Consider the following 20,360-nt stretch of genomic DNA (forward strand, 5'->3'; position numbering starts at 1 on the left):
TGAGTGAAAAATCCGTTTCTGTGCTATTGATTAGTCATGCGAGTAAAAATGAGAGTGGTGTTATGAAGCACAATATTCTTTATAGTTTAGCTTTAGGCGGACTGCTGATAATGACAGGGTGTGCGGCTCCTTCCTCCTCTGTGCTGATTGGCGACGCGCGTCCTGAAATTGCGGTTGAGCAGGTTAAGGTCTATTTGGAGAAACCGGAACACTACCAAGAAATTGCGCTCATAGAAGCGACCAGTGACGCGTCCTGGAGTTTTAGTCAGCAAGCGAAAATGGAAGCGGTGTTAAAGCGCTTAAAGCAAGAAGCCGCAAAAGTGGGCGCCAATGGCGTATTGCTGCAGAAAACAGGTGATAGAAAAGGTGACTCTATTTACGTTGGTACGGGGGCTGGTGGTTATTCTGGTAATGTAGGTTTTGGTCTCAGCGTGGGGAAAGCTTTCGGCCTGACCGATAAAACCGGGGAAGGCATCGCTATTTATGTAGATCCTTCTAGTGAGCGTACCGACCCGGCTAGTAAGTCAAAATAGTGTTAACTGCGTGACAACGTTTTAATTAAGTGCCAGCCGAACTGGGTTTTGACCGGTCCGTGGACTTCCAGTGTGGGTTTGTTGAAAACCACTTTATCAAAAGCGGGAACCATCTGGCCGCGGCTAAATTCGCCTAAGTCACCGCCCTTTTTGCCTGAGGGGCAAAGTGAGTGCTTACGGGCTAAGTCAGCAAATTTAGCACCTTCTGCCAATTGTTGTTTTAGCTTCTCAGCTTCGTCTTTGGTGTCTACTAAAATATGTACTGCGTGTGCTCTTGCCATTGGTACCTCCGCGGTTGTCGAGTTTATTCAGGGACTTTGGTCGCGTTCCAGTTAACGGCTTGCCAGCGACCATCGCGCTCAATAAGAACACCGGTATTATAATAGTACTGAGTGACTTTTCCTTCTTCTTCGGCCGTTAGTGTGAAATTAAACACAACGGTGTCACCAAATTGCTTTACTTCAATATCTTCCGCGCCATACCACACTTTTACGTCTTCAGGGTCTTTAGGCTCTGCACCTTCTAACCCTGACATGAGATGTTCTTTACCGAAACGCTCGCCACTGGAGCTGGTGTAAGTTAACTCTTTTGCCCAGAAGCGGTCATGGGCTTTAGGCGAGTTGATGCTGGCACCGTAAAGAAAACCTTTGACGGCTTTCGTTGTGGCTTCTTCTACGCTGTCTTGCGCGAAACCGGTAATGCTGAATAAAAAGGTGAAAGCTAATAGTAAGTAACGCATTGTCATCATTCCTTTAAGTCATGCCGTTGTTTTCGGTATGCTGTAAGCATATGGCATGCTTTCATTTACGGCAAACAGGTTTACAAATGCTTATCAAACAAACCGAACTTCAATTACCAGCAAAGCCGCGAGGCTTTCATATTATTACCAGTGACGTTGAACAGGCTCTGTCCCGACTTGGTCGGGTTGATGTGGGTTTATTGCAGGTGTTTATAAAGCACACCTCAGCTTCCCTGACAATTAATGAGAACGCCGACGAAACGGTGCGGCAGGATTTTGAAAGCCATTTTAATGAAATGGTACCGGAGAATGCGCCCTATTATCGGCACACCTTTGAGGGGCCTGATGACATGCCTGCACATTTAAAGTCCAGCATTCTCGGCAGTAGTTTGACTGTTCCGGTGACCAAAGGTCGTTTAAACCTCGGTACCTGGCAGGGAATTTATCTCTGTGAGCACCGTGATCATGGCGGTGCACGTACTCTGGTGCTGACGTTACAGGGTGAGTAAACGCCTTAAACTTGAGAGCGCGATGTCAGTTTGCGCATTGCCCATAAGCCAATAACCGGGCCGGGGAATAGAAGCCAGGTAACCCATTCATTATGTAGAGACCATAAGTGACTGGTTAGCCATATTGCCGGCAGTGTTAGAGAAAAGCCGATGGCGTTCATTATGGCTAAGGCGGAACCAACGTTTTCCCTTGGTGCAAACTGAGCGGCCAGCGCTGAAAACTGTGGTGAATCGGCAATAACCGTGAGTCCCCACAACAGCAGCAAGCCAACCAGCAGCCAAGCCGGTAGTTCTGTCATCAAAGGGTACAGTAAGCAGATAGTACCCGAACTGAATAACGCCAGTCGGGCCACGGTTAGTCCTCCTAACTTTTTCGTCATTAAGCCGCCTCCAATGCAGCCGAGGCTGCCAATGGAAATAATGCAGAAGGCCAGCCAGGGTACCGCGCTTAAGGGGAGGTTGAGTGATATTAGTGGCTGCAACACCAATAATGGGGTTAACATCCAAAAGGCATAAAGCTCCCATGCATGACCAAAGTAACCTATGGCAACAGCACGGAACTTAGGTTGGGTTAAGGCGCGTAACCCGGAACGCAGAGTGTGGTTTGACGTCGTGCTGGGTAAGTGCGGGCCGCTTCCAAGCCAACCGACCAGAAGCCCGCCGAGCAAGGCGAGTAACGAAGACGCTAATAAGGGCACTTGCCAGGAAAAATCCAGGGTCACGCCGCGCATAAGATGAGGCAGAGCGGTTCCTAAGGTGAGCATTGCCAGTAGCCAGGATAGCGCACTTCCGGCATAACGGGGGACCCAGGATATCACCAGCTTCATGCCCATAGGGTAAATGCCGGCTAAGCAGAGCCCAGTTAAAAATCGCAGTAACCAGCCTAGGGCCGCGTGATCAACGGTGACAATGAATAACGCATTAACAGCGGCTCCGACAATGCTTGAAAACAGGAAGATCTGGCTGGCCCTATAGCGGTCGGCAAAACCGGTTAATGCCAGGGCTAGCGTACCGATAATGAAGCCCAGTTGCACCGCTAAAGTTAACGCGCCTAAGTCGGACTCAGTGAGTTGTTGCTCAGCAGATAATGGCAGCCAGACACCGTTAATGCTAAACCATAAGGAGGTGCCCAGTAATTGAGATAGGATAATCAGAGGTAAAGCGAGCTTTTGGTGAAGTTTAGCGTTGCTTAGCATGGCGCGATTTTCCCGCTGATTGGTATCGTTAAGTCGTTTATTTTTACAGGCGCTACGTTACCTTAGTTCACGAACTAACGCGACGTTGGGTTTTCTTCTGTGATAATTTACTTAAAAAACGACGGCAAGAAAAAGAGCGATGTTGAAAAAAGCAGAAATAGACGAGTTAGAAGTTGCGCTTAACTGGCCGGAAAATGCTGCCGAATTCCGGTTATGGTTTGGTGAAAAAGTTCGTTATGGCAGCTCAGCCGACGCCATCTGGCAGCAGATTAAAGCTGACGAACGCGGAACCTTTACGTTTTATCATGAAGAAGAGCTTATTGGTTTTGCGCAGGCTTACGAAAAAATCGAAAAGGGTATTCATATTGCGTGTCTTATTGTGAGCCCGAAAGTTAGAGGTAAAGGACTTGGGAGAGCCTTTGTAAAAGCCTTAATGGAAAATGCCTGGACTCATAAACAAGCAGATTTTATTACGTTAAATGTCTACCCCGAAAACTTGCCGGCCCGGGCGTTATATAAAAGCCTTGGTTTTTGTGAGATAGGTGAAAATCAAGGCATGGTTGCTATGCGTATAGAGAAGGAATAATTCGAAAGGCTTTGCCCTTTAGTTAAATAAACTAGCCGCTGTTGGCTACCAGTAAACCTATGAATAGGGACTCCCATGGCAGATAACGAGTTGCACCGGCGTCATTTAATTTCAGCAAAGCAGTCGGAAGAATCTATCGCAAAAATAGAAGGGCAAGGCTCCTATAAGCTTGCGTTTGCCGATAACGAGTTCTTACTACAGGACGATTTGCGAGCCGTGCGTTTACAGCTGGAGTATTTAAAGCCTCAGCTGACGCTAGAACAGCATCAGATAGATGCGACTATTGTTGTCTTTGGTAGTGCGCGGTTCCTTTCTCCTGAGCAGGCACAACATGACGTTGGCATTGCTGAGCAGAGGTTAGCAAAAGAGCCCGATAACGACAGTTTAAAAGGCAACGTAAAGCGCGCTCAGCGGGCTTTGAAAAATAGTGCTTATTATCAGCAGGCTATGGACTTTTCACGTATTGCGACTGAGCATAACCTTCGACACGATGAAGAAAACCTGATGATTGTCAGCGGTGGCGGGCCGGGTATTATGGAGGCTGCAAACCGGGGAGCGATGGAAGCCGGGGGACAAAGTATTGGATTCAATATCGTATTACCTCATGAACAACGACCGAATCCTTACATAACACCAGAATACTGCTTTCAGTTTCATTATTTTGCTATTCGTAAAATGCATTTTTTACAACGGGCCCGCGCGCTAGTTGCGTTTCCCGGTGGGTTCGGAACCCTTGATGAGCTTTTTGAGACCTTAACTTTGGTACAAACTAAAAAGTCAGAACCGGTACCTATTGTACTTGTCGGGTCGGAGTTCTGGAGTCGCCTGATTAACTTTGATGTACTGGTGGAGGAAGGCACGATTACCGAGCAGGACTTGGAGCTTTTCCAAATGGTGGATACCGCTGAAGAAGCCTGGCGAGCTATCTGTCATTGTTATGACTTAAAAAATGGGAGCCCGAATTAGAGGCTCCCATTTCTCAGTTAAGGCTACACGTAACGCCCTTAAACCATCGGTTTCGTGCCTTTGCCGCTCTCGCCTGTTCTGCGCCATAAACTGGTAATACGAGCTGAGCGGACAATAAGCCAGGTCATGGCGAATAATCCAATGCCCAAACCGAGAGCTAACCATCGATTGTAAACGGCCGCCGAATAAACTCCCCCGTTACCAACCGGAACAACTTCCTGTGGCATAAGAGGAAGCCCGTGACGTTCAGCCATGTTCTTTATCCCAATAAAGTGGATGCTGGGGATGTCTTCTTGTAAAAAGTATCCCATAACAGTATCAACTGCGTAGGCTCGTGCTGGCGCATCTTCCTGTAGCCCAGATTTAAACATATCGTCAATGCCGGGAGGACCAACGACCGTGGCACCACCACCGACATTGATATAAGCCTGGTACTGGCGATCGGCCGAATATTCACGGAATATGGCAATCCGGTCTGCGACCGCTTCTTGATAGTTGGCCGGTTCAATCAGATTAATGTCGGCTCGTTTAATAGTATTGCGGATGGATTTAATGCCCTCTTCGGCAATGCCAATGCCGCGGTCTTCAATGCCACCAATAGAGGCATAGATAGGTTTTATGCCTATGACACCAGCTTGTCTGAGTGCGCGCTCCATATCCAGCCAGAGAAAGTTAGGTACGTTTGCGCCCCATTGCGATGAAGACGCTGATGCGATAACCACTGCTTTGGCACCGATTGCTTCAATTGCAGAGTACGTCGCTAAATTCAGCGCCGGAAAAGAGCCCGACACAGTAACAGCCACTAAATCACCTTCTTTGACCCCGGCTTTTGCTAACAATTTGACAGCAACAGCCGCCCAATTAGGGTTAACGGTGGTTTGCTTTGACTCGCGCCCACCATGGTTGGTAGTGACGATACTGTTCTCAAGGCCAATTAAGCCGGACCGCTGTGGATCAAATTCGGGGTTAATTGGCGCTAACTTCGCTCGTAACGGCTTCAGAACTTGCATGCCTTCACGCATGATTTTTGCTGCATTCACCATGGTCGCGTAATTCTCTTCTACGATAGGGTCCCGTTTTTTTACATTTTCGGCAGCAACGATAACGATAACCGATAAAACAATAAGGAAAATGAGTCCCCAGGTTGGTACGCCCGACGAACGCCAATAAATCTTTGTAAAACTACTCATGATTCGTCCTCCTGTTACCAGCCTGGCATCTGGAATGCTTGGCTTGCTTCGTACATTTGTAACGATTCCGGCATAATAATAATTAATGCCAAACGCACTAACACAGCGGTGACTGCTAAGCCACAAAGTGTTTGCAAAACGCCCTGACGATCAAACCAGATGGCGATGAGTCCCGGAATAATGTAACCAATAATGCTGCTTTGCATGACCGACATCATTACGCTTGATTCAAGTGTTGCTATTTGGGCCTGGGCATTGTCGCCCCCTGCAACCATTTGAAGATCCACCCAGTTAACCAGGTTTCCGAGGAATAAGTCGATTAGACCGGCAATGAGGTAGCCGGTCAGAATCATAATGATGGTCTGGCGACGTCCATAGATAATGGCGAAACTGGCAATGACGCGAACAATAAAGTAGGTAATAAGCGCGGCGATTAAGGTGATAGCCAGACTTAGCGGCTCGGTTAACTGTAGCGCGACGTAACCAGGAACAACCAGGCCACCCGCTGCAAGCCCTAATGCCTGTGACAATAAAAGAGTAAAAAATAAACCGACGCCAATGGCAACGGCCAGAATGTTTAACGCAATCATAGGTCCTCCTCTTTGATTGCTCTGTTCTGGAAGAAGCGAGCGACTTCTTCGCCACCGCCATGAATATTGCACATGCCAACGACTAAGGCGCTGCGGCCAGATTCTTCTAAAATTGTTTCAGTAATGTCTGTCATTTGAGCATTTTCCATGACGAGGAGTTTTTCCGGGTCTAGCCCGTATTTGACTGCATTACGGACAAAAATGAAGGTGCCAGACCCCATCAGCAAGTATTTGTCTGCTTCGGTCCATTTCACCGCATCTTCAGCCATTTGTTGGGAACGGTGTGGTCTGTCGGCGCGGCAGTTAATTAACACAATTTTGCGTCGTCCTTCGCCATACTTTTCCAGCATGTTTTCCCATATACGCCCGGTAGACTCAGGGTCATTGGCTGCAAAGGCATTGACGAAAACAATCTCTCGCTTAAAGTAATTGACGTGCAGCACTTGCATTGCACCCGCTTCAGGCTCTAGTGCGACCATACCATCGAGTGCCTTTTCTCTATCAACGCCGAGGTGTTCGCAAACGTTCAGTGCCAGAGCGACGTTCTCGGCGTGTTCGGCGTACTTGAATCGTTTCATGGTCTCTTCGCTAATCGCAGCCACTTCCTCTTCTGTTACGCCATGTAACTCACTTTTCCGGTCGTGACACGAGTGCTTAAAGACATCAAGTAAATCGCGCTCTGCTGTAAATAAGTCGCCTTTAACCGGTGTGCTGCCTGCCAAAGCCAGCGCGACATCGTTTTCACCAGGCCCCATCACATCTAAATGATCGGCGCGGGCATTGGTAATAACGCCGACTGTAGAACGGACCATGCGCAGTTCGCTCAGTGACTGGTATTGTGGTTGCAGTGCCATACATTCCATCACGACAATTTCGGGCTTCAATGCTGCCATTCGTTTAAGCGTGCGCATTTGCTCAATAATATTGGCACCGCTGATTCGGTAAATAGGGAATTCTCGTCCATTGGGATCGGTAATAGCCGCGGCTGATCCGGTCGTTTTAGCGCAGATACGTTTACCGCCACCACGCAACCCGGCAGCAATTAACCGGGTAACGCTGGTTTTTCCCCGAGTACCATTAACATGGACTCGAACGGGTATCTTACGAACCAGCGCCCAGTGGCGGATGGCTTCAAAAGCACCGGCGATGATGAGAACAACCCACAGTGCAGCCACAATCGCTAGCATGCTGGGTATTTCCACGGGAAACCTCCTGAAGGAAATCATTTAAAACGCGACTATAATTACAGACTATCTCTTAATAATGCTATTGTTTTTAGGGATCTTTACAAAAGGCTAATCCAAAATGCTTAAACAACGAAAAACAGAAATAAAATGGGGTGTTCTTTTCACCATAGCCGGTTTGTTGTGGATGTTAATGGAGAGGTTAGTTGGTTTGCACGACAACTATATTGCTTACCATGCGACTTACACGAACTTCTTTGCGCTCATCGCTATTGGGATCTACGTTTTAGCACTCAAAGAAAAACGAGAAAAGGACTTGAATGGATCGATGACGTGGAAGCAGGGGTTTTTCAGCGGTCTGATTATTGCGGTGGTGGTTGCCATTTTAACGCCAATAAGTCAGTGGATAACCCACGTAATAATCTCGCCGAACTATTTCGACAATGTGAGTGCTTTTGCGGTCACTCAGGGAAAAATGACTGCTGAAGAGGCCGAAGTCTATTTTACTCTGGGCAGTTATATTGTGCAGTCGATGCTGTTCGCGTTGGTTATTGGAGCAATTACGGCGGCAATAGTTGCGGTATTCATGAAAACACCGCAACCCAGTCAGGATTAGACTTTTTTAACGAATTCAGACTTTAGTTTCATGGCACCGATACCGTCAATTTTGCAGTCGATGTCATGATCACCGTCGATAAGGCGAATATTTTTAACTTTGGTGCCCACTTTAACCACCGACGAAGACCCTTTTATTTTTAGATCTTTAATCACAGTGACGGTGTCACCATCGACTAACGGAGTGCCGTTGGCGTCACGGAATGTGGGTGTGTCGTCTGTTGCTTCCGGCTCGCTCTCAGACCATTCGTGGCCGCACTCAGGACAGATGAGTAAAGTACCATCGTGGTAGGTAAAGCTTGATTCACATTTTGGGCAGGCAGGGAAGTCACTCATATCAGATCCTTTAAAGGGGACGAAAGCGAGCAATTATAGCCTGCCAAAGTCTCTAGCGCACTAGACAAACAGCAGTACCACCAATGTTGTCACAACAGCGAGCAAAATGTTGAGCACCATACCCTCTCTTGCCATAGTCTTTATCGTTATCCGTTTTGAGGCAAAAACAATTGAATTGGGTGGTGTTGCTACAGGCATGCAAAAAGCGCAACTACAAGCAATAACGGCCGGTATCATCAGTAACTCAGCAGGCAGATCGAGCGCGGTGGCGGTTGCTGCCAAAATTGGCATAAGTAAGGTAGCGGTCGCTGTATTGGAAGTAAATTCAGTGACAAAGGACACTGTTAGGGTTAAGACGAAGATTAATAACCAAAGCGGCAAAATATCTAGAGCGGTAAGTGACTGACCGATGAGCTCACCCAGACCACTTTCCATTACGCCGCGGGCCAGGCAAATACCACCGGCAAACAGGAGTAAAATACCCCAGGGGATGTCTTTCGCCAATGACCAGTTTAATAGTTTTTCGTTTGTGGCTTTTCCGCTGGGAATAACAAACATGGCGATGACTCCGGCTAAGGCTACGGTTGCATCATTTAAGCTGCCAATACCGAGCAGGCCTGTCCATCCGTTGAAGGGCGTCGTACGTGTTATCCAAAGAAGAACGACGGAACCAAAGACAGTCAATACGCGTTTTTCATAGGTTGTCATCGCTGTCGCAGTTGGTAACTGAAGAGGTTTAGACAGCCGGACATTCCGCGTTAGCCAAAGTGCCGTTACGGGAAGTCCTATGATGACCATTGGTAAGCCGATGCCCAACCAGCGAGTGAAGCTGAATTCGGATCCCGTCATATTTTGGTAAATGGATGCAAAAATCAAATTCGGCGGTGTTCCGACTAACGTAGCGATACCACCAAGCGAGCCGGCGTAAGCCAAACCTAAGAGTAGAGATTGCTGAAAATTTTTGTCCTCACTGGCATCCGCCAGTGCTAAGGCGACGGGCAATAGTGCGAGAACACCAGCGGTATTGGAAATCCACATGGACAGGAAAGCCGTTGCAGCCATAAACGAAATAACCACTTTGCGACCGTCGTTGGCACCAATTCGGCTCACCAGAGATAATGCCATACGCTTGTGCACACCACTAGCCTCAACCGCTTTAGCCAGCATGAAAGCGGCCATAAACAGCAGGATAATATTATCGCCTAAAGCAGCAGCGGCTGTTTGCGTATCAATGACACCAAAAGTAGGAAGCAAGACAAAAGGCAGTAGAGACGTGACAGGCAACGGGATGCACTCGGTTACCCACCACCAGGCGACCCAGACCACAGTGCTTAAAGTCAGCGCCGCAGGTAGTGGCATGTTCGCCAGTTGCGTCGTTAGCAATACGATAAGGGCTGTTATCGGGCCGAGTGCTAAATGTTTCATTTAAGCGGTTGTCACATCCAATTCATGTTTACACTGTAAGATAATGGAGAAGTAACGTAATCAGCAATGAAAATAATCAAAAAGGGTAAGCTATGAATCAGCAACTGGTTCGTTCAACATCGCTGACCGGTGCCATTGTGTTGGGGCTCGGTTCTATTCTTGGTACCGGTGCTTTTGTCAGCGTGGGGATCGGTGCTGATATTGCGGGTAGTGCTGTCATGTGGGCTATTGTGATCGCCGCGATGACCGCCTTATGCAATGGTTTGTCCTCTGCTCAGCTGGCTTCTGCTCACTCCGTCAGCGGCGGCACCTACGAATATGGTTATCGGTTCTTGACGCCAGTCTATGGTGTGACGGCAGGAAGTTTATTCATTGTCGCAAAAAGCGCCTCGGCAGCAACAGCCGCACTGGCTGTCGGTTGGTATGTGACGAATGCCACAGCAATACCAGCGTTTTTTGCTCAGTGGATTGCGGCCGTACTCTTGGTGTTGTTCACACTCCTGGTGCTTGGTGGCGTTAAACGCACCAACTGGGTTAACGCGGCTATTGTTACTGTCAGCATCACTGCGCTGCTGGTCTTTATTGTTACTGGGCATCAGCAAACCGCGCTGATAGTAGAGAAACCGCCAGTTGAATGGACGAAGATCCTGCAGGCCTCTGCTCTACTTTTTGTGGCCTACACGGGGTATGGACGAATCGCCACCATGGGAGAAGAGGTGCAAAATCCTCGTCAGGTTATTCCTTTGGCGGTTGTTTCAACTCTTGTGGTTGTGACTGTTCTGTATCTTGGCGTTGGCAGTGCTCTGTTGCATTTCCCCAGCGTAGATAACTTTCAGGCCGAGCATTTTTCCCTCGCTAGCTTGCTGCCGGAGGGGCCTGTAAAGTGGCTAGTGATCCTGGGGGCTATAGTGGCTATGGGGGGTGTCATGCTGAACCTCATTCTGGGGGTATCGCGGGTAGTGCTGGCAATGGGACGCCGTTCGGATTTACCTATGCGACTTTCGAATTTAAACAACCAACAAACCGCCGCCCCTGCTGCAACCTGGTTAACCTGTGCTGTCATGCTGGTGTTGGTCGCAATTGGTGACATAAAGACCGCATGGTCGTTCAGTGCCTTTACCGTTTTAGTGTATTATGGCATTACCAATATGGCGGCGCTGAAAGTCACAAAAAGTGATCGTTTTGTGCCGAAGTGGGTATCCATAATAGGTTTGGTCAGCTGTCTTGGTTTGGCCGTTTTTGTGCCGTGGCAAGTATTGTTGTCGGGTATTATTTTTATTGTCGTAGTTCTGCTGATACATCAGCTGAGGCGTTAAGAGGTCTACATGCGAGATATTGTTATTCTGCACGAAAATGAAGAGTGGCTGGTACCGCTTAGAGCAGAGTTTGAGAAGCGTGGAGTAAAAGCGAAAGAGTGGTTTCTGGATACGGGAGTGGTGCCTTTTACCGAGCTGCCCGAAGATGCTGTTTACTATAACCGGATGAGCGCGTCGTCACATACCCGTGGTCACCGGTTTGCTCCGGAACTGACTCGCATGGCGTTAACCTGGCTGGAAAACAATAATCGCACGGTGGTTAACGGTACCCGGGTGTTGGCGCTGGAAGTCTGTAAGTTGTCGCAATACGCGGCGTTGCAAAAAGCGGGCCTTAATGTGCCTAAAACGCAGGCGGTTGTGGGGAAAAGCTTACTTCCGGAAGCGGCTGAAGAATTTGCGCAATGGCCATTAATTTTAAAGCCTAACCGCGGTGGTAAAGGTTTAGGTGTCATTAAGTTTGACGATGTTGCAGGCTTAAAAAGCTACCTCGATAGCAGCGACTATGAAGAGCCGCTAGATGGCATCTGGCTTTTACAAGAATACATCCAGCCAAAACAGCCGCATATTACTCGCAGCGAGTTTGTTGGTCAGAAGTTTGTTTATGCAGTCAATGTTAATACAGAGCAAGGGTTTGAGCTTTGCCCTGCAGATGTATGCAGCGTGGATGACGCATTTTGCCCTACCACCGAAAACTCTGCTGATGATGCTCAGCCGAACAAGTTCAGTATAACTCAGCGCTTTAACGACCATGAAATTGTCTTCGCGTTGGAGGCGTTTCTGAAAGCCAATGACATTGATGTTGCCGGCGTTGAGTTTATTGAAGACGCGAAAGGTGAGTTGTACGTGTACGATGTCAATACCAATACGAACTACAACCAACGTGCAGAGCGTGAAGCGGGTGTTAAAAAAACCGGTATGGGTGAGTTAGCGGACTACCTTATTAGTTTAGCGTCTTAAAGCTGGCCAATAAAAAATGGCCCCATAAAAATGGGGCCATAAAGAACCAGGGAGAGACTGGTTTTAAAAAGTGTACTCAACACCTAATGACGCAGTACGGGGCTTGTTTGGACGTGCACCATGCGGTGAGCGAGCAACAATTTCCTGCTGATCAAACAGGTTTTCAACTTTTAAATAGACAGTCATGTTGCTGTTCATTTCATAACGGCTGACAAAGTCAGTAACAAACAGTGATTCTGTTTTGTTGAAACGACTGTTGTCACGGTTACAGCCAACAGAAACACACATTTCATCAATGTATTTCGCGACTACATAGTTGATCCAGCCTTTGTTGTTATCTAACGCAACCCGAACACTGAAGGTATTTTGCGGGATATCGTTCAGATCATCACCTTCCATTAGGCCTGTCACAGCATTGTCCTGACTGATTTCACCTTGGGTATAAGTGTATGCAAAATCGACTGGCATAAGGAACTGGCCAAGTTCAAAGGTGTTGCTTGCCTGAACTTCCAGACCAGCTACGGTCGACTCACCAAGCACATAGGAGCCCGATTCTTCGCCATTGTCACAAGGGTTAGCTATAGAGCACTGTTGTGTGGTGTCGCTGAAGTCGCTGTAAAAACCAATTGTCTCAGCGAAGAAAGATCCTTGCTTAAAACGAATACCGGCTTCGTAGTTATTACTGGTTTCAGGCTCCTGGAACTCTTTTGCACCGCCACCTAAGGGTGAAAAGCCTTTGTGCGCACCAGCCAGTACCTGCCAGTTGTCGCTGACGTCATAAGTGAATGACACACCAGGCAACCACTCGTCACTGTCATTTGAACGGGTGCTGTCCAATTGCTCGCGGGCTGTATCCGCAAATTGGTTACGATAGGATTCGACATCTTCATAACGCAGCGCAAAGTGTACTTTAAGAGCATCGGTTGCCTGCCACTGGTCCGTCAGCCAGAAGCTAATTGCATCGGCGCCTTCTAACCGATTGTTACTGCCAGTAGGCATTATTATATCTTGGTAAACTAGGCTTCCGTTCACTTGATCATAAATTTCAACCGGCTGGAAGCGATCCATCTCGTCGCTGTGATCGCGTACGCCAACTTCCACGTTATGGTTGCTTAGCGTGAGCCGTGCATTAGCTTCTACGCCCATGGACTCATAAGCTCTATTATTGTTTTTGTAGTTCAGTCCTGCTTCATCCTGAACACCGTGTAGGATAGCCAGAGCGTCGACGTCGCCATTGTTTGCTGCTTCAACATAAGCGTTACCACCGTCAAGCTTGAACCAGTTACGGGCAAACTCGTTATAATAACCGAGCACATTGAGGGTCAGATTCTCGCTGGCCGCAAACGCATAATTTACACTGTAGCCTGTGTGCGAATTATCCATCTGGTCAATTTCAGAAAGTCCGTAACGGCGGTTTTCATTTTGAGCAAAGTCGGCATCTGTTAGACCAAGATAGGTTTCATTTGAGATTTCTTCGGAATACTGAATCTTAGCCAACAGACTTTGGCGGTCGCCAGTCCACTGGAGTTTTGCAACGTAGTCTTCAATATCAAACCCGGCATCACGGCTGCTGCGGTCAATATCTTTGAAGCCATTGCTGCTACGCTGAACAGTTTCCAGCAAAAAGCCAAATTGGCCTTCTGTTGAGCCAACGTAAGCGTGAATATCGCGGCTGCTGTTGTCGCCAAATTCAGTTAATACTTGTCCGCTAAATGCTTCGGGAATTGGTGTAGAGACCAGGTTCAGAACGCCACCCGTTGTTTGGGGACCGTAGCGCAGTAATGGGGCACCTTTCAAAACTTCTACCGATGACATACGGAGGGTCGTCGGGAAATAGTATGCTGCCGGATTTGAATAAGGTGCTGGTGCCATCATTACACCATCTTCCAATAGTGTCACTTTACTTACTCGACCTGCCGTGGCTGCACGAATACCTATGTTCGGGCGCAGTCCCTGGCCGTCTTCTTCACGGACGTAAATGCCCGGAATTGTTTTCATTAGTTGGTTGATGTCTGTTGGCACTTCAATGCGCATTTGCTCTTCGTCTATAACGGCGCCCGATCCGGCAATACTGCGCGCATCGCTTTTGTTGCCGATAATCTTTATTTGTTCGATATCGGTTTCGACATTGGCAGTATCATCGGCAAATGCCGGCGCAGCAAAAACCGCAAGTATTGTGCTAGCTAGGATTGTTTTTTTCATAACGGACTCGATTTACCTTTTTTTAAAAGTAATTTTAGTTTTAATGAATTAGGCGGCGAGAATGATAATTAAAATAAGAATGATTCGCAATAGTGTTTTACGGTTTCTTTGATTAAACTCATCGGATTTTAGAAAAGTTACGTAAGGAATGTATTAAGGAATCGAAAGGAAAAGGAAACGCTTTGTCAGCAGCTGATATACCTGCCAATGAGGCACAACGCTTAGCCGTTTTGAGGTCACTCAACATTCTTGATAGCGGCAAGAGTTCTGAGTTTGAAAATTTGGTTAACTTAGTCAAACAGGTTTTTAACATTCCGATGGTTGCCGTTTCGTTTGTGGACGAAAACAGGCAATGGTTTAAATCCTCTGTCGGGCTTCCCGTGTGTGAAACCCGCCGGGAGGTGTCTTTTTGCGCACATGTTATTGCTTGTGGCAGCCCCGTAATTGTTGAAGATGCCATGCTGGATGACCGTTTTTTTGATAACCCGCTGGTTACGGGCGACCCCTATTTGAAGTTTTATGCGGGTGTGCCGTTAGCACCGTTTGAAGGGGCTATTTTAGGCACTCTGTGTGTAATGAGTGATAAGCCGAGAGAGTTTAGTGAGGTTGATCATCGCTTACTCACACAGTTTGCCAAACAAGTAGAAGCCCTTATCCGCCACTATGTCGATCAAACTCAGCTTTTAGAAAGTAACGAAAAACTCGAGCAACAACAGCGGCTTTTAACGTTGATGCATGAGGCAGAAAAACGCGCAAATAATGCAAAATCAGACTTCCTGTCCTCAATGAGTCATGAACTAAAAACGCCCTTGCATGCGATTGCCGGATTCAGCCAATTGCTGTTAAAAAGCCAAAAAGAAAGTCTGTCTGAGAAACAACGCAATCATGTTAATCAAATCTATGAAAGCAGTGATTATCTGCTGTCTCTGATTAATGACGTGCTTGAGCTGTCTAAAATTGAAGCGGGGATGTTGTCAGTTTCCATGGGGCCTGTGCGCTTGAAAAGCGTCGTTGATGAAGTGACTGAAACGATAACAGTGCTGCCCGCCGCCGAGGGTATATCGGTTAAGTTTAATGTCGACAATGACGATGAACTTTGTGTTCACGCGGATGAAAAACGGTTACGACAAGTTTTTTATAATTTGCTATCGAATGCAATTAAATACAACTCCGTGAAGGGTACTGTTGAACTGAAATGGCGCCATCTGGAAAGTGGAATGGTGAGAGTTGAAATAAAAGATACTGGGGTGGGTATTGTGCCGGAAAAAGAACCTCAACTGTTTCAGCCTTTCAGCCGCTTAGGTTACGAGGATAATGACGTTATAGAAGGCACTGGAGTGGGTTTAGCGCTGACGCAGAAAATTGTAGAGTGTCTGCAGGGTCGGATTGGTTTTAGTAGTGCAGCAGGTAAAGGGAGTACCTTTTGGTTTGAGTTGCGAGATGGAGGGTAAATTATGTCAGCGAGGGATATTGCGAATGCAAGAGTACTGATTGTTGATGACAATCAAACCAACATAGAACTCCTCATAGCATTACTAGAAGAAGCAGGGTATCAGTACCTTGAAGGTATACAAAACCCCAGGCACATAGACGAAAAAATGGCGTCGTTTAAGCCCGATCTTATTTTATTAGATTATAAAATGCCGGAACTGAGTGGTGCCGATGTACTTGAGCATATGAACCAAAATTATGGCGAAGATGCTCCTCCAGTGGTTATGCTCACCGCCCAGAATGATAAAAAAATTCGGCTTCGGTCGCTTGAGCTTGGTGCTGTGGATTTCCTGACAAAACCGTTCGATTACGAAGAAATATTGCAGCGCTTACGTAATATCCTCGAGGTTCACTATCGATCTCAGGCCAGACGAGACGCCTCATTATTCTTCGAGGCAATTGCAAGTGAACGTTCGGCGGAACTCGAGGAGTTGGTTCTCGAAGACATGCTAACCGGGCTCCCCAATAGACGAGCCATTCTGCAAGAAGTGGGTGCGATGGTGCGCTCAGAAAAAGGTTGTAGCGTTGTTTTTCTGGTGATAGATGAACTGGAAGAAGTGGCTCAATTGCATGGCTACCCGTTGGCTGAAGCGTTTACTCGTGAACTGGCGTTGTTGTTACAGAGTAAAGCGCCTGCTCGCAGTTTCATTGGTAGTTGGGGGCAACAGGAATATGTTGTGGTGTTTGAGGCCAAGCTAGATGATGACCTTATGACGAAAGGTCATCAGCTGGTGGATGTCGCCAGTGGTGATCATGACTACGAAACACTTTTGTTTACTATTGCTGCACGGGCAGGAATCAGCTCTACTTTAGACCGGGGTATGGAGCCGGATGAGCTGGTACGACAGGCTTCACTGGCGTTGCCAAAGAAAGGCACAAATCTTGTTGGCTTGTTTTCAGATCAGTTGCATCGTGATTTGGCTGAACGAATCAGTTTACGCAATGATTTAAGGGCGGCGTTAGAATCCAATGCTCTTCAACTGTTTTACCAGCCTAAATATGATCTGACCACCGGTAAGATAACCAGTGCTGAAGCACTCATTCGTTGGCGGCACGCGGATAAAGGCTTTATCTCACCCGCATTGTTCATTCCTTTGGCCGAGGAAACCGGTGATATCAGAGCCGTAGGAGATTGGGTGACTGAACATGCGATAAAGCAGCTGGCCAGATGGAACAAGCAGAGCGTCGTTGATGAGAATTTTGTTCTGGCAATAAATGTATCTCCTCAACAAATGGTGACGGGAACCTTTGCATCCGATTTACTAGAATGCTGCTCACGCCACGATGTGGAACCTCGACAGGTACAGGTAGAAATTACTGAGTCGGCTTTCATGCAAAACGTAGTAAAAGTCCAACGTGAATTGGAAATATTGACGCAAGCAGGCGTCACAGTCGCAATGGATGATTTTGGCACCGGTTATTCATCGTTGTCCTATTTGCGGAATTTACCGATTAGTGTGATTAAAATTGACCGCAGTTTTGTTATGAACTTGGTGAGTGACTTATCAGACCAACAGCTTGTTGGCACTATTGTGCTAATGGCACATAATTTTAAATGCTCCATTGTTGCTGAAGGTATTGAGACAGTGGAACAGGCTAAATTATTAGTCAAAATGTCGTGTAATGAAGGACAAGGGTTTCTTTTTTCAAAACCAATTGCTCAAAAAGAATTTGAGGATTTAGTGCAATCACCAGCACATTCTATAGAATCCTACCTCAACAGCTAAAAATAACAGGATGGCAAGTATGGCCGGTATCACCATCAAAGGAAGTCTTTTTATTCTCGCGGCAATGCTGCTGTCAGGATGTGCGCTTTTATCTCCAACAAAACAAAAGCCAACGTATTACCAGTGTGGGGCTATTGAATTAAGCGTGCAGCATAAAGAGCAAAACGTGCTGTTAAACTATCATTCGGAACAGGCAATTTTAACGCAGAAGGTGAGCGGTTCAGGGGCACGATACTCAAATGATAAAGATCCGGTAACGCAATATTGGAATAAAGGAAGTGAAGCAACCATTACTTGGGAAGGTCAGGATTTGCCCTTATGCGTTGAGCGGGGAACCTTGCCGAAACATTTTACTGCCAGAGGCAACGAGCCGTTTTGGCAGGTTGCAGTAAATCCTCAGCATATGGCATTAACGACACCTGAGAGTGAAGCGATAATTGACTTAAAGCCTGCGCAAGTGGTTTCTAAGCAGCCTTATGAATGGCGTATTGAATCGACGACGGGAAAACACCTTATTGTTATTGATCGGTTATGTCGCGACTCAATGAGTGGCCGGCTATACCCGTATCAGGTTGATTTACAGGAATCTGACCGAATGTACTCTGGCTGCGGAGGTGACAGTGAGTGGTTGCTTCAGGGCGCAGTATGGCAGTTGTCTCAGTTTGAAGGACAGGCAATCCATTCTAAGCCACCGACTATTCAGTTTTTAGAAGACGGTCAGCTAGCGGGCTTTAATGGCTGTAACCGCTACTTTGGTCACTACAATATGGGCGGTGAGCTCGCGCAGTTGCGCATTACTGGAAGCACAAAAATGGCATGTAGCGATACCGCAGATGAGTTGTCGCGGCGGTTCAGCGAGGTGCTAGGGCGTGTTTACCAGGTTAACATTGATGATAAAGGCCGCTTGATCCTCAGTACTCGTGGAGGTCGAAAAATGGTGTTTAAACAGAAAAGCGAATAAGACAAAGGCGCCACCATGCAATTAAAAAAATATACAGACTACGGCCTGAGAGTGCTTATGTATCTGGCGGCAAAAGAAGATACAAAACGCGCCACTATTGATGAGCTCAGTCGTCTATTCAATGTGCCAAGAAACCATTTAAATAAGGTGGTTCATCAACTGGGCAAGGAAGGACTGATTGAGACACGGCGTGGGAAAAATGGCGGCTTTTTATTGGCTGTTGAGCCCGCTGACGTTCGCTTGGATAAAGTGATCCGCCGCTTAGAGGGCGATGAATACTGGATAGATTGCCATAAACCTGAATGCGTGATTTTTCCGGTCTGCGAATTGAAAAATGTTATTAACCAGGGCAAAGAAACGTTTTATAAATTTTTATCAAACTACACTCTTGCTTCGTTACTGACTCATAAAGCAGAGCTTAGAGAACGATGGGGAACGCCCATTAGGGTAACTATCGATAAAGAGTAGCCTTTGGTCGCAATGCTCGCATCTGTCGTTGCAATTGATCCGCGTTGGGAGTATCAAAGAAGGTAAATACTGGAATGAACTCTGGGGAACGGTATGTTGAAAAAAGTAGCGGTCGGATTAACCATAGCTTTAGTTGGCCACTCGGCACAAGCGGCTGAATGGCTCCATTGCGGAAATGTGTTTGATAGTGAAAGCGGACGTCTGGCGGGTGAACGCTACATTGAAGTGACTGACAACAAGATCACCGCAGTAAAAGTCAATGCTCCGGGGGGAGATGCTACGGTAACGGACTTGAGCTCGCATACTTGCCTGCCGGGCTTAATCGACCTTCATGTGCATCTTGATGGTCAATCCGGGCCTAACTCTTACATAAAGCAGTTTACTGAAAACCCAGCCGACTTAGCTCTAAAAGCGCACCATTATGGTATGAAAACATTGAATGCTGGTTTTACAACCGTAAGAAATCCAGGCGATTCTGACAACGTTACCATTGCACTGCGCGATGCGGTGAAGGCCGGAATTGTTGATGGCCCAAGAATTTATTCTGCGGGTAAGTCATTGGCAACCACAGGCGGACACGCCGACCCAACGAATGGTTGGAAAGAGGCTTTAATGGGACGCCCAACACCTAAAGACGGTGTGATTAATAGTGCTGCCGATGCGCGGGAAGCGGTGCGTCAGCGCTATAAAGATGGCGCTGATTTTATCAAAATAACTGCCACAGGCGGTGTTTTAAGCATGGCCAGTAGCGGAAATAACCCACAGTTTACCGACAACGAACTAAAGGCTTTGGTTGATGTGGCTGACGACTATAATTTTCATGTCGCGGCACACGCCCACGGTAAAGTCGGTATGTTGCGCGCTGTGGAAGCTGGGGTCACGTCGATTGAGCACGGCACTTATATGGACGATGAGGTTATCGCTGCGATGAAGGAACATGGAACCTATTTGATCCCAACCATCCTGGCGGGTAAGTTTGTCGCAGAGAAAGCTGAAATTGATGGGTACTTTCCCGATGTTGTCAGGCCAAAGGCCCGCGCGATAGGACCGAAAATACAAGATACCTTTGCTAAGGCTTATAAAGCGGGAGTGAACTTTGCTTTTGGTACGGACAGTGGTGTCTCAGCGCATGGCGATAACGCGTTAGAATTCCAGTATATGGTGGAAGCCGGAGTGCCTGAAGCAGAGGCAATTCAAGCGGCAACCTCTATTGCAGCTCAATTCCTGAAAAATGATGATATTGGTTACCTTGAAGAAGGTAAGCTGGCGGATATCGTTGCCGTAAAAGGGAATCCGTTAGACGACATTACTCTATTACAGAATGTCAGCTATGTTATGAAAGACGGAAAAGTTTATAAGCACCAGTAAG

The 20,360-nt window shown here is 47.2% G+C and carries 21 protein-coding genes; 12 read left to right on the top strand and 9 right to left on the bottom strand.

Annotation, left to right across the window (positions count from 1 at the left end; translation table 11 throughout):
- Positions 1-62 precede the first annotated feature (62 nt).
- Positions 63-533: a hypothetical protein gene (locus RBK99_RS09895; protein ID WP_317504442.1), complete on the top strand. Its 471-nt coding sequence runs from the start codon at positions 63-65 to the stop codon at positions 531-533.
- A 2-nt stretch (positions 534-535) separates the two neighbouring features.
- On the opposite strand, the gene RBK99_RS09900 is transcribed toward RBK99_RS09895, so the two are convergent.
- Positions 536-814, bottom strand: coding sequence for a peptidylprolyl isomerase (locus tag RBK99_RS09900; protein WP_317504443.1), 279 nt, complete (start codon positions 812-814; stop codon positions 536-538).
- Positions 815-837: 23 nt separating this feature from the next.
- Complete coding sequence (locus RBK99_RS09905; protein WP_317504444.1) at positions 838-1,272, bottom strand: nuclear transport factor 2 family protein; 435 nt, start codon at positions 1,270-1,272, stop codon at positions 838-840.
- 86 nt (positions 1,273-1,358) lie between these two features.
- On the opposite strand from RBK99_RS09905, the gene RBK99_RS09910 reads away from it, so the two are divergent.
- A complete protein-coding gene (locus RBK99_RS09910; protein WP_317504445.1) occupies positions 1,359-1,781 on the top strand; it encodes a secondary thiamine-phosphate synthase enzyme YjbQ in 423 nt (140 codons plus the stop codon).
- A 5-nt stretch (positions 1,782-1,786) separates the two neighbouring features.
- Here the strand turns inward: RBK99_RS09910 and RBK99_RS09915 are convergent, their stop codons facing one another.
- A complete protein-coding gene (locus RBK99_RS09915; protein ID WP_317504446.1) occupies positions 1,787-2,977 on the bottom strand; it encodes an MFS transporter in 1,191 nt (396 codons plus the stop codon).
- A gap of 139 nt (positions 2,978-3,116) precedes the next feature.
- On the opposite strand from RBK99_RS09915, the gene RBK99_RS09920 reads away from it, so the two are divergent.
- A complete protein-coding gene (locus RBK99_RS09920; RefSeq protein ID WP_317504447.1) occupies positions 3,117-3,563 on the top strand; it encodes a GNAT family N-acetyltransferase in 447 nt (148 codons plus the stop codon).
- A gap of 75 nt (positions 3,564-3,638) precedes the next feature.
- On the top strand, positions 3,639-4,529 hold the full coding sequence (locus tag RBK99_RS09925; RefSeq protein ID WP_317504448.1) for an LOG family protein: 891 nt from the start codon (positions 3,639-3,641) through the stop codon (positions 4,527-4,529).
- Positions 4,530-4,567: 38 nt separating this feature from the next.
- Here the strand turns inward: RBK99_RS09925 and pgsW are convergent, their stop codons facing one another.
- From pgsW to pgsB, 3 genes are read right to left on the bottom strand one after another with little or no spacing between them, the layout of a single operon-like run.
- Positions 4,568-5,719 (bottom strand): poly-gamma-glutamate system protein, encoded by a 1,152-nt coding sequence (gene pgsW, locus RBK99_RS09930; protein ID WP_317504449.1) that lies wholly within the window; start codon positions 5,717-5,719, stop codon positions 4,568-4,570.
- A 14-nt stretch (positions 5,720-5,733) separates the two neighbouring features.
- Positions 5,734-6,309 (bottom strand): poly-gamma-glutamate biosynthesis protein PgsC, encoded by a 576-nt coding sequence (gene pgsC, locus RBK99_RS09935; RefSeq protein ID WP_317504450.1) that lies wholly within the window; start codon positions 6,307-6,309, stop codon positions 5,734-5,736.
- Positions 6,306-7,511 (bottom strand): poly-gamma-glutamate synthase PgsB, encoded by a 1,206-nt coding sequence (pgsB, locus tag RBK99_RS09940; RefSeq protein ID WP_317504451.1) that lies wholly within the window; start codon positions 7,509-7,511, stop codon positions 6,306-6,308. The genes pgsC and pgsB overlap by 4 nt, the downstream gene beginning before the upstream one ends.
- 103 nt (positions 7,512-7,614) lie before the next feature.
- On the opposite strand from pgsB, the gene RBK99_RS09945 reads away from it, so the two are divergent.
- Positions 7,615-8,109: a DUF4199 domain-containing protein gene (locus RBK99_RS09945; protein WP_317504452.1), complete on the top strand. Its 495-nt coding sequence runs from the start codon at positions 7,615-7,617 to the stop codon at positions 8,107-8,109.
- Here the strand turns inward: RBK99_RS09945 and RBK99_RS09950 are convergent.
- Both RBK99_RS09950 and RBK99_RS09955 read right to left on the bottom strand, forming a co-directional pair.
- A complete protein-coding gene (locus RBK99_RS09950) occupies positions 8,106-8,444 on the bottom strand; it encodes a zinc ribbon domain-containing protein YjdM (RefSeq protein WP_317504453.1) in 339 nt (112 codons plus the stop codon). The two genes, RBK99_RS09945 and RBK99_RS09950, sit on opposite strands and share 4 nt — an antisense overlap.
- A gap of 60 nt (positions 8,445-8,504) precedes the next feature.
- Positions 8,505-9,869, bottom strand: coding sequence for an SLC13 family permease (locus RBK99_RS09955; protein WP_317504454.1), 1,365 nt, complete (start codon positions 9,867-9,869; stop codon positions 8,505-8,507).
- A gap of 92 nt (positions 9,870-9,961) precedes the next feature.
- On the opposite strand from RBK99_RS09955, the gene RBK99_RS09960 reads away from it, so the two are divergent.
- Both RBK99_RS09960 and RBK99_RS09965 read left to right on the top strand, forming a co-directional pair.
- Positions 9,962-11,185, top strand: a complete 1,224-nt coding sequence (locus RBK99_RS09960) for an APC family permease (RefSeq protein WP_317504455.1) — start codon at positions 9,962-9,964, stop codon at positions 11,183-11,185.
- A 9-nt stretch (positions 11,186-11,194) separates the two neighbouring features.
- Positions 11,195-12,142: an ATP-grasp domain-containing protein gene (locus RBK99_RS09965; RefSeq protein ID WP_317504456.1), complete on the top strand. Its 948-nt coding sequence runs from the start codon at positions 11,195-11,197 to the stop codon at positions 12,140-12,142.
- A gap of 63 nt (positions 12,143-12,205) precedes the next feature.
- On the opposite strand, the gene RBK99_RS09970 is transcribed toward RBK99_RS09965, so the two are convergent.
- A complete protein-coding gene (locus RBK99_RS09970) occupies positions 12,206-14,344 on the bottom strand; it encodes a TonB-dependent receptor family protein (protein WP_317504457.1) in 2,139 nt (712 codons plus the stop codon).
- Between the two features lie 182 nt (positions 14,345-14,526).
- Between RBK99_RS09970 and RBK99_RS09975 the strand changes: the two genes are divergently transcribed.
- The 5 genes from RBK99_RS09975 (at position 14,527) to RBK99_RS09995 (ending at position 20,359) form a co-directional block, all read left to right on the top strand.
- Positions 14,527-15,795: a GAF domain-containing sensor histidine kinase gene (locus RBK99_RS09975; protein WP_317504458.1), complete on the top strand. Its 1,269-nt coding sequence runs from the start codon at positions 14,527-14,529 to the stop codon at positions 15,793-15,795.
- 3 nt (positions 15,796-15,798) lie between these two features.
- Positions 15,799-17,562, top strand: a complete 1,764-nt coding sequence (locus RBK99_RS09980; RefSeq protein WP_317504459.1) for a putative bifunctional diguanylate cyclase/phosphodiesterase — start codon at positions 15,799-15,801, stop codon at positions 17,560-17,562.
- 19 nt (positions 17,563-17,581) lie between these two features.
- Positions 17,582-18,523: an META domain-containing protein gene (locus RBK99_RS09985; RefSeq protein WP_317504460.1), complete on the top strand. Its 942-nt coding sequence runs from the start codon at positions 17,582-17,584 to the stop codon at positions 18,521-18,523.
- A 15-nt stretch (positions 18,524-18,538) separates the two neighbouring features.
- Positions 18,539-18,991, top strand: coding sequence for an RrF2 family transcriptional regulator (locus RBK99_RS09990; RefSeq protein ID WP_317504461.1), 453 nt, complete (start codon positions 18,539-18,541; stop codon positions 18,989-18,991).
- A 93-nt stretch (positions 18,992-19,084) separates the two neighbouring features.
- The gene (locus RBK99_RS09995) at positions 19,085-20,359 is read left to right on the top strand and encodes a metal-dependent hydrolase family protein (RefSeq protein WP_317504462.1); all 1,275 of its coding nucleotides are present in this window, start codon (positions 19,085-19,087) and stop codon (positions 20,357-20,359) included.
- Position 20,360: the final 1 nt, after the last annotated feature.

The organism is Idiomarina solivarensis (assembly GCF_033052755.1).
In the GTDB taxonomy this organism is placed as follows: domain Bacteria; phylum Pseudomonadota; class Gammaproteobacteria; order Enterobacterales; family Alteromonadaceae; genus Idiomarina.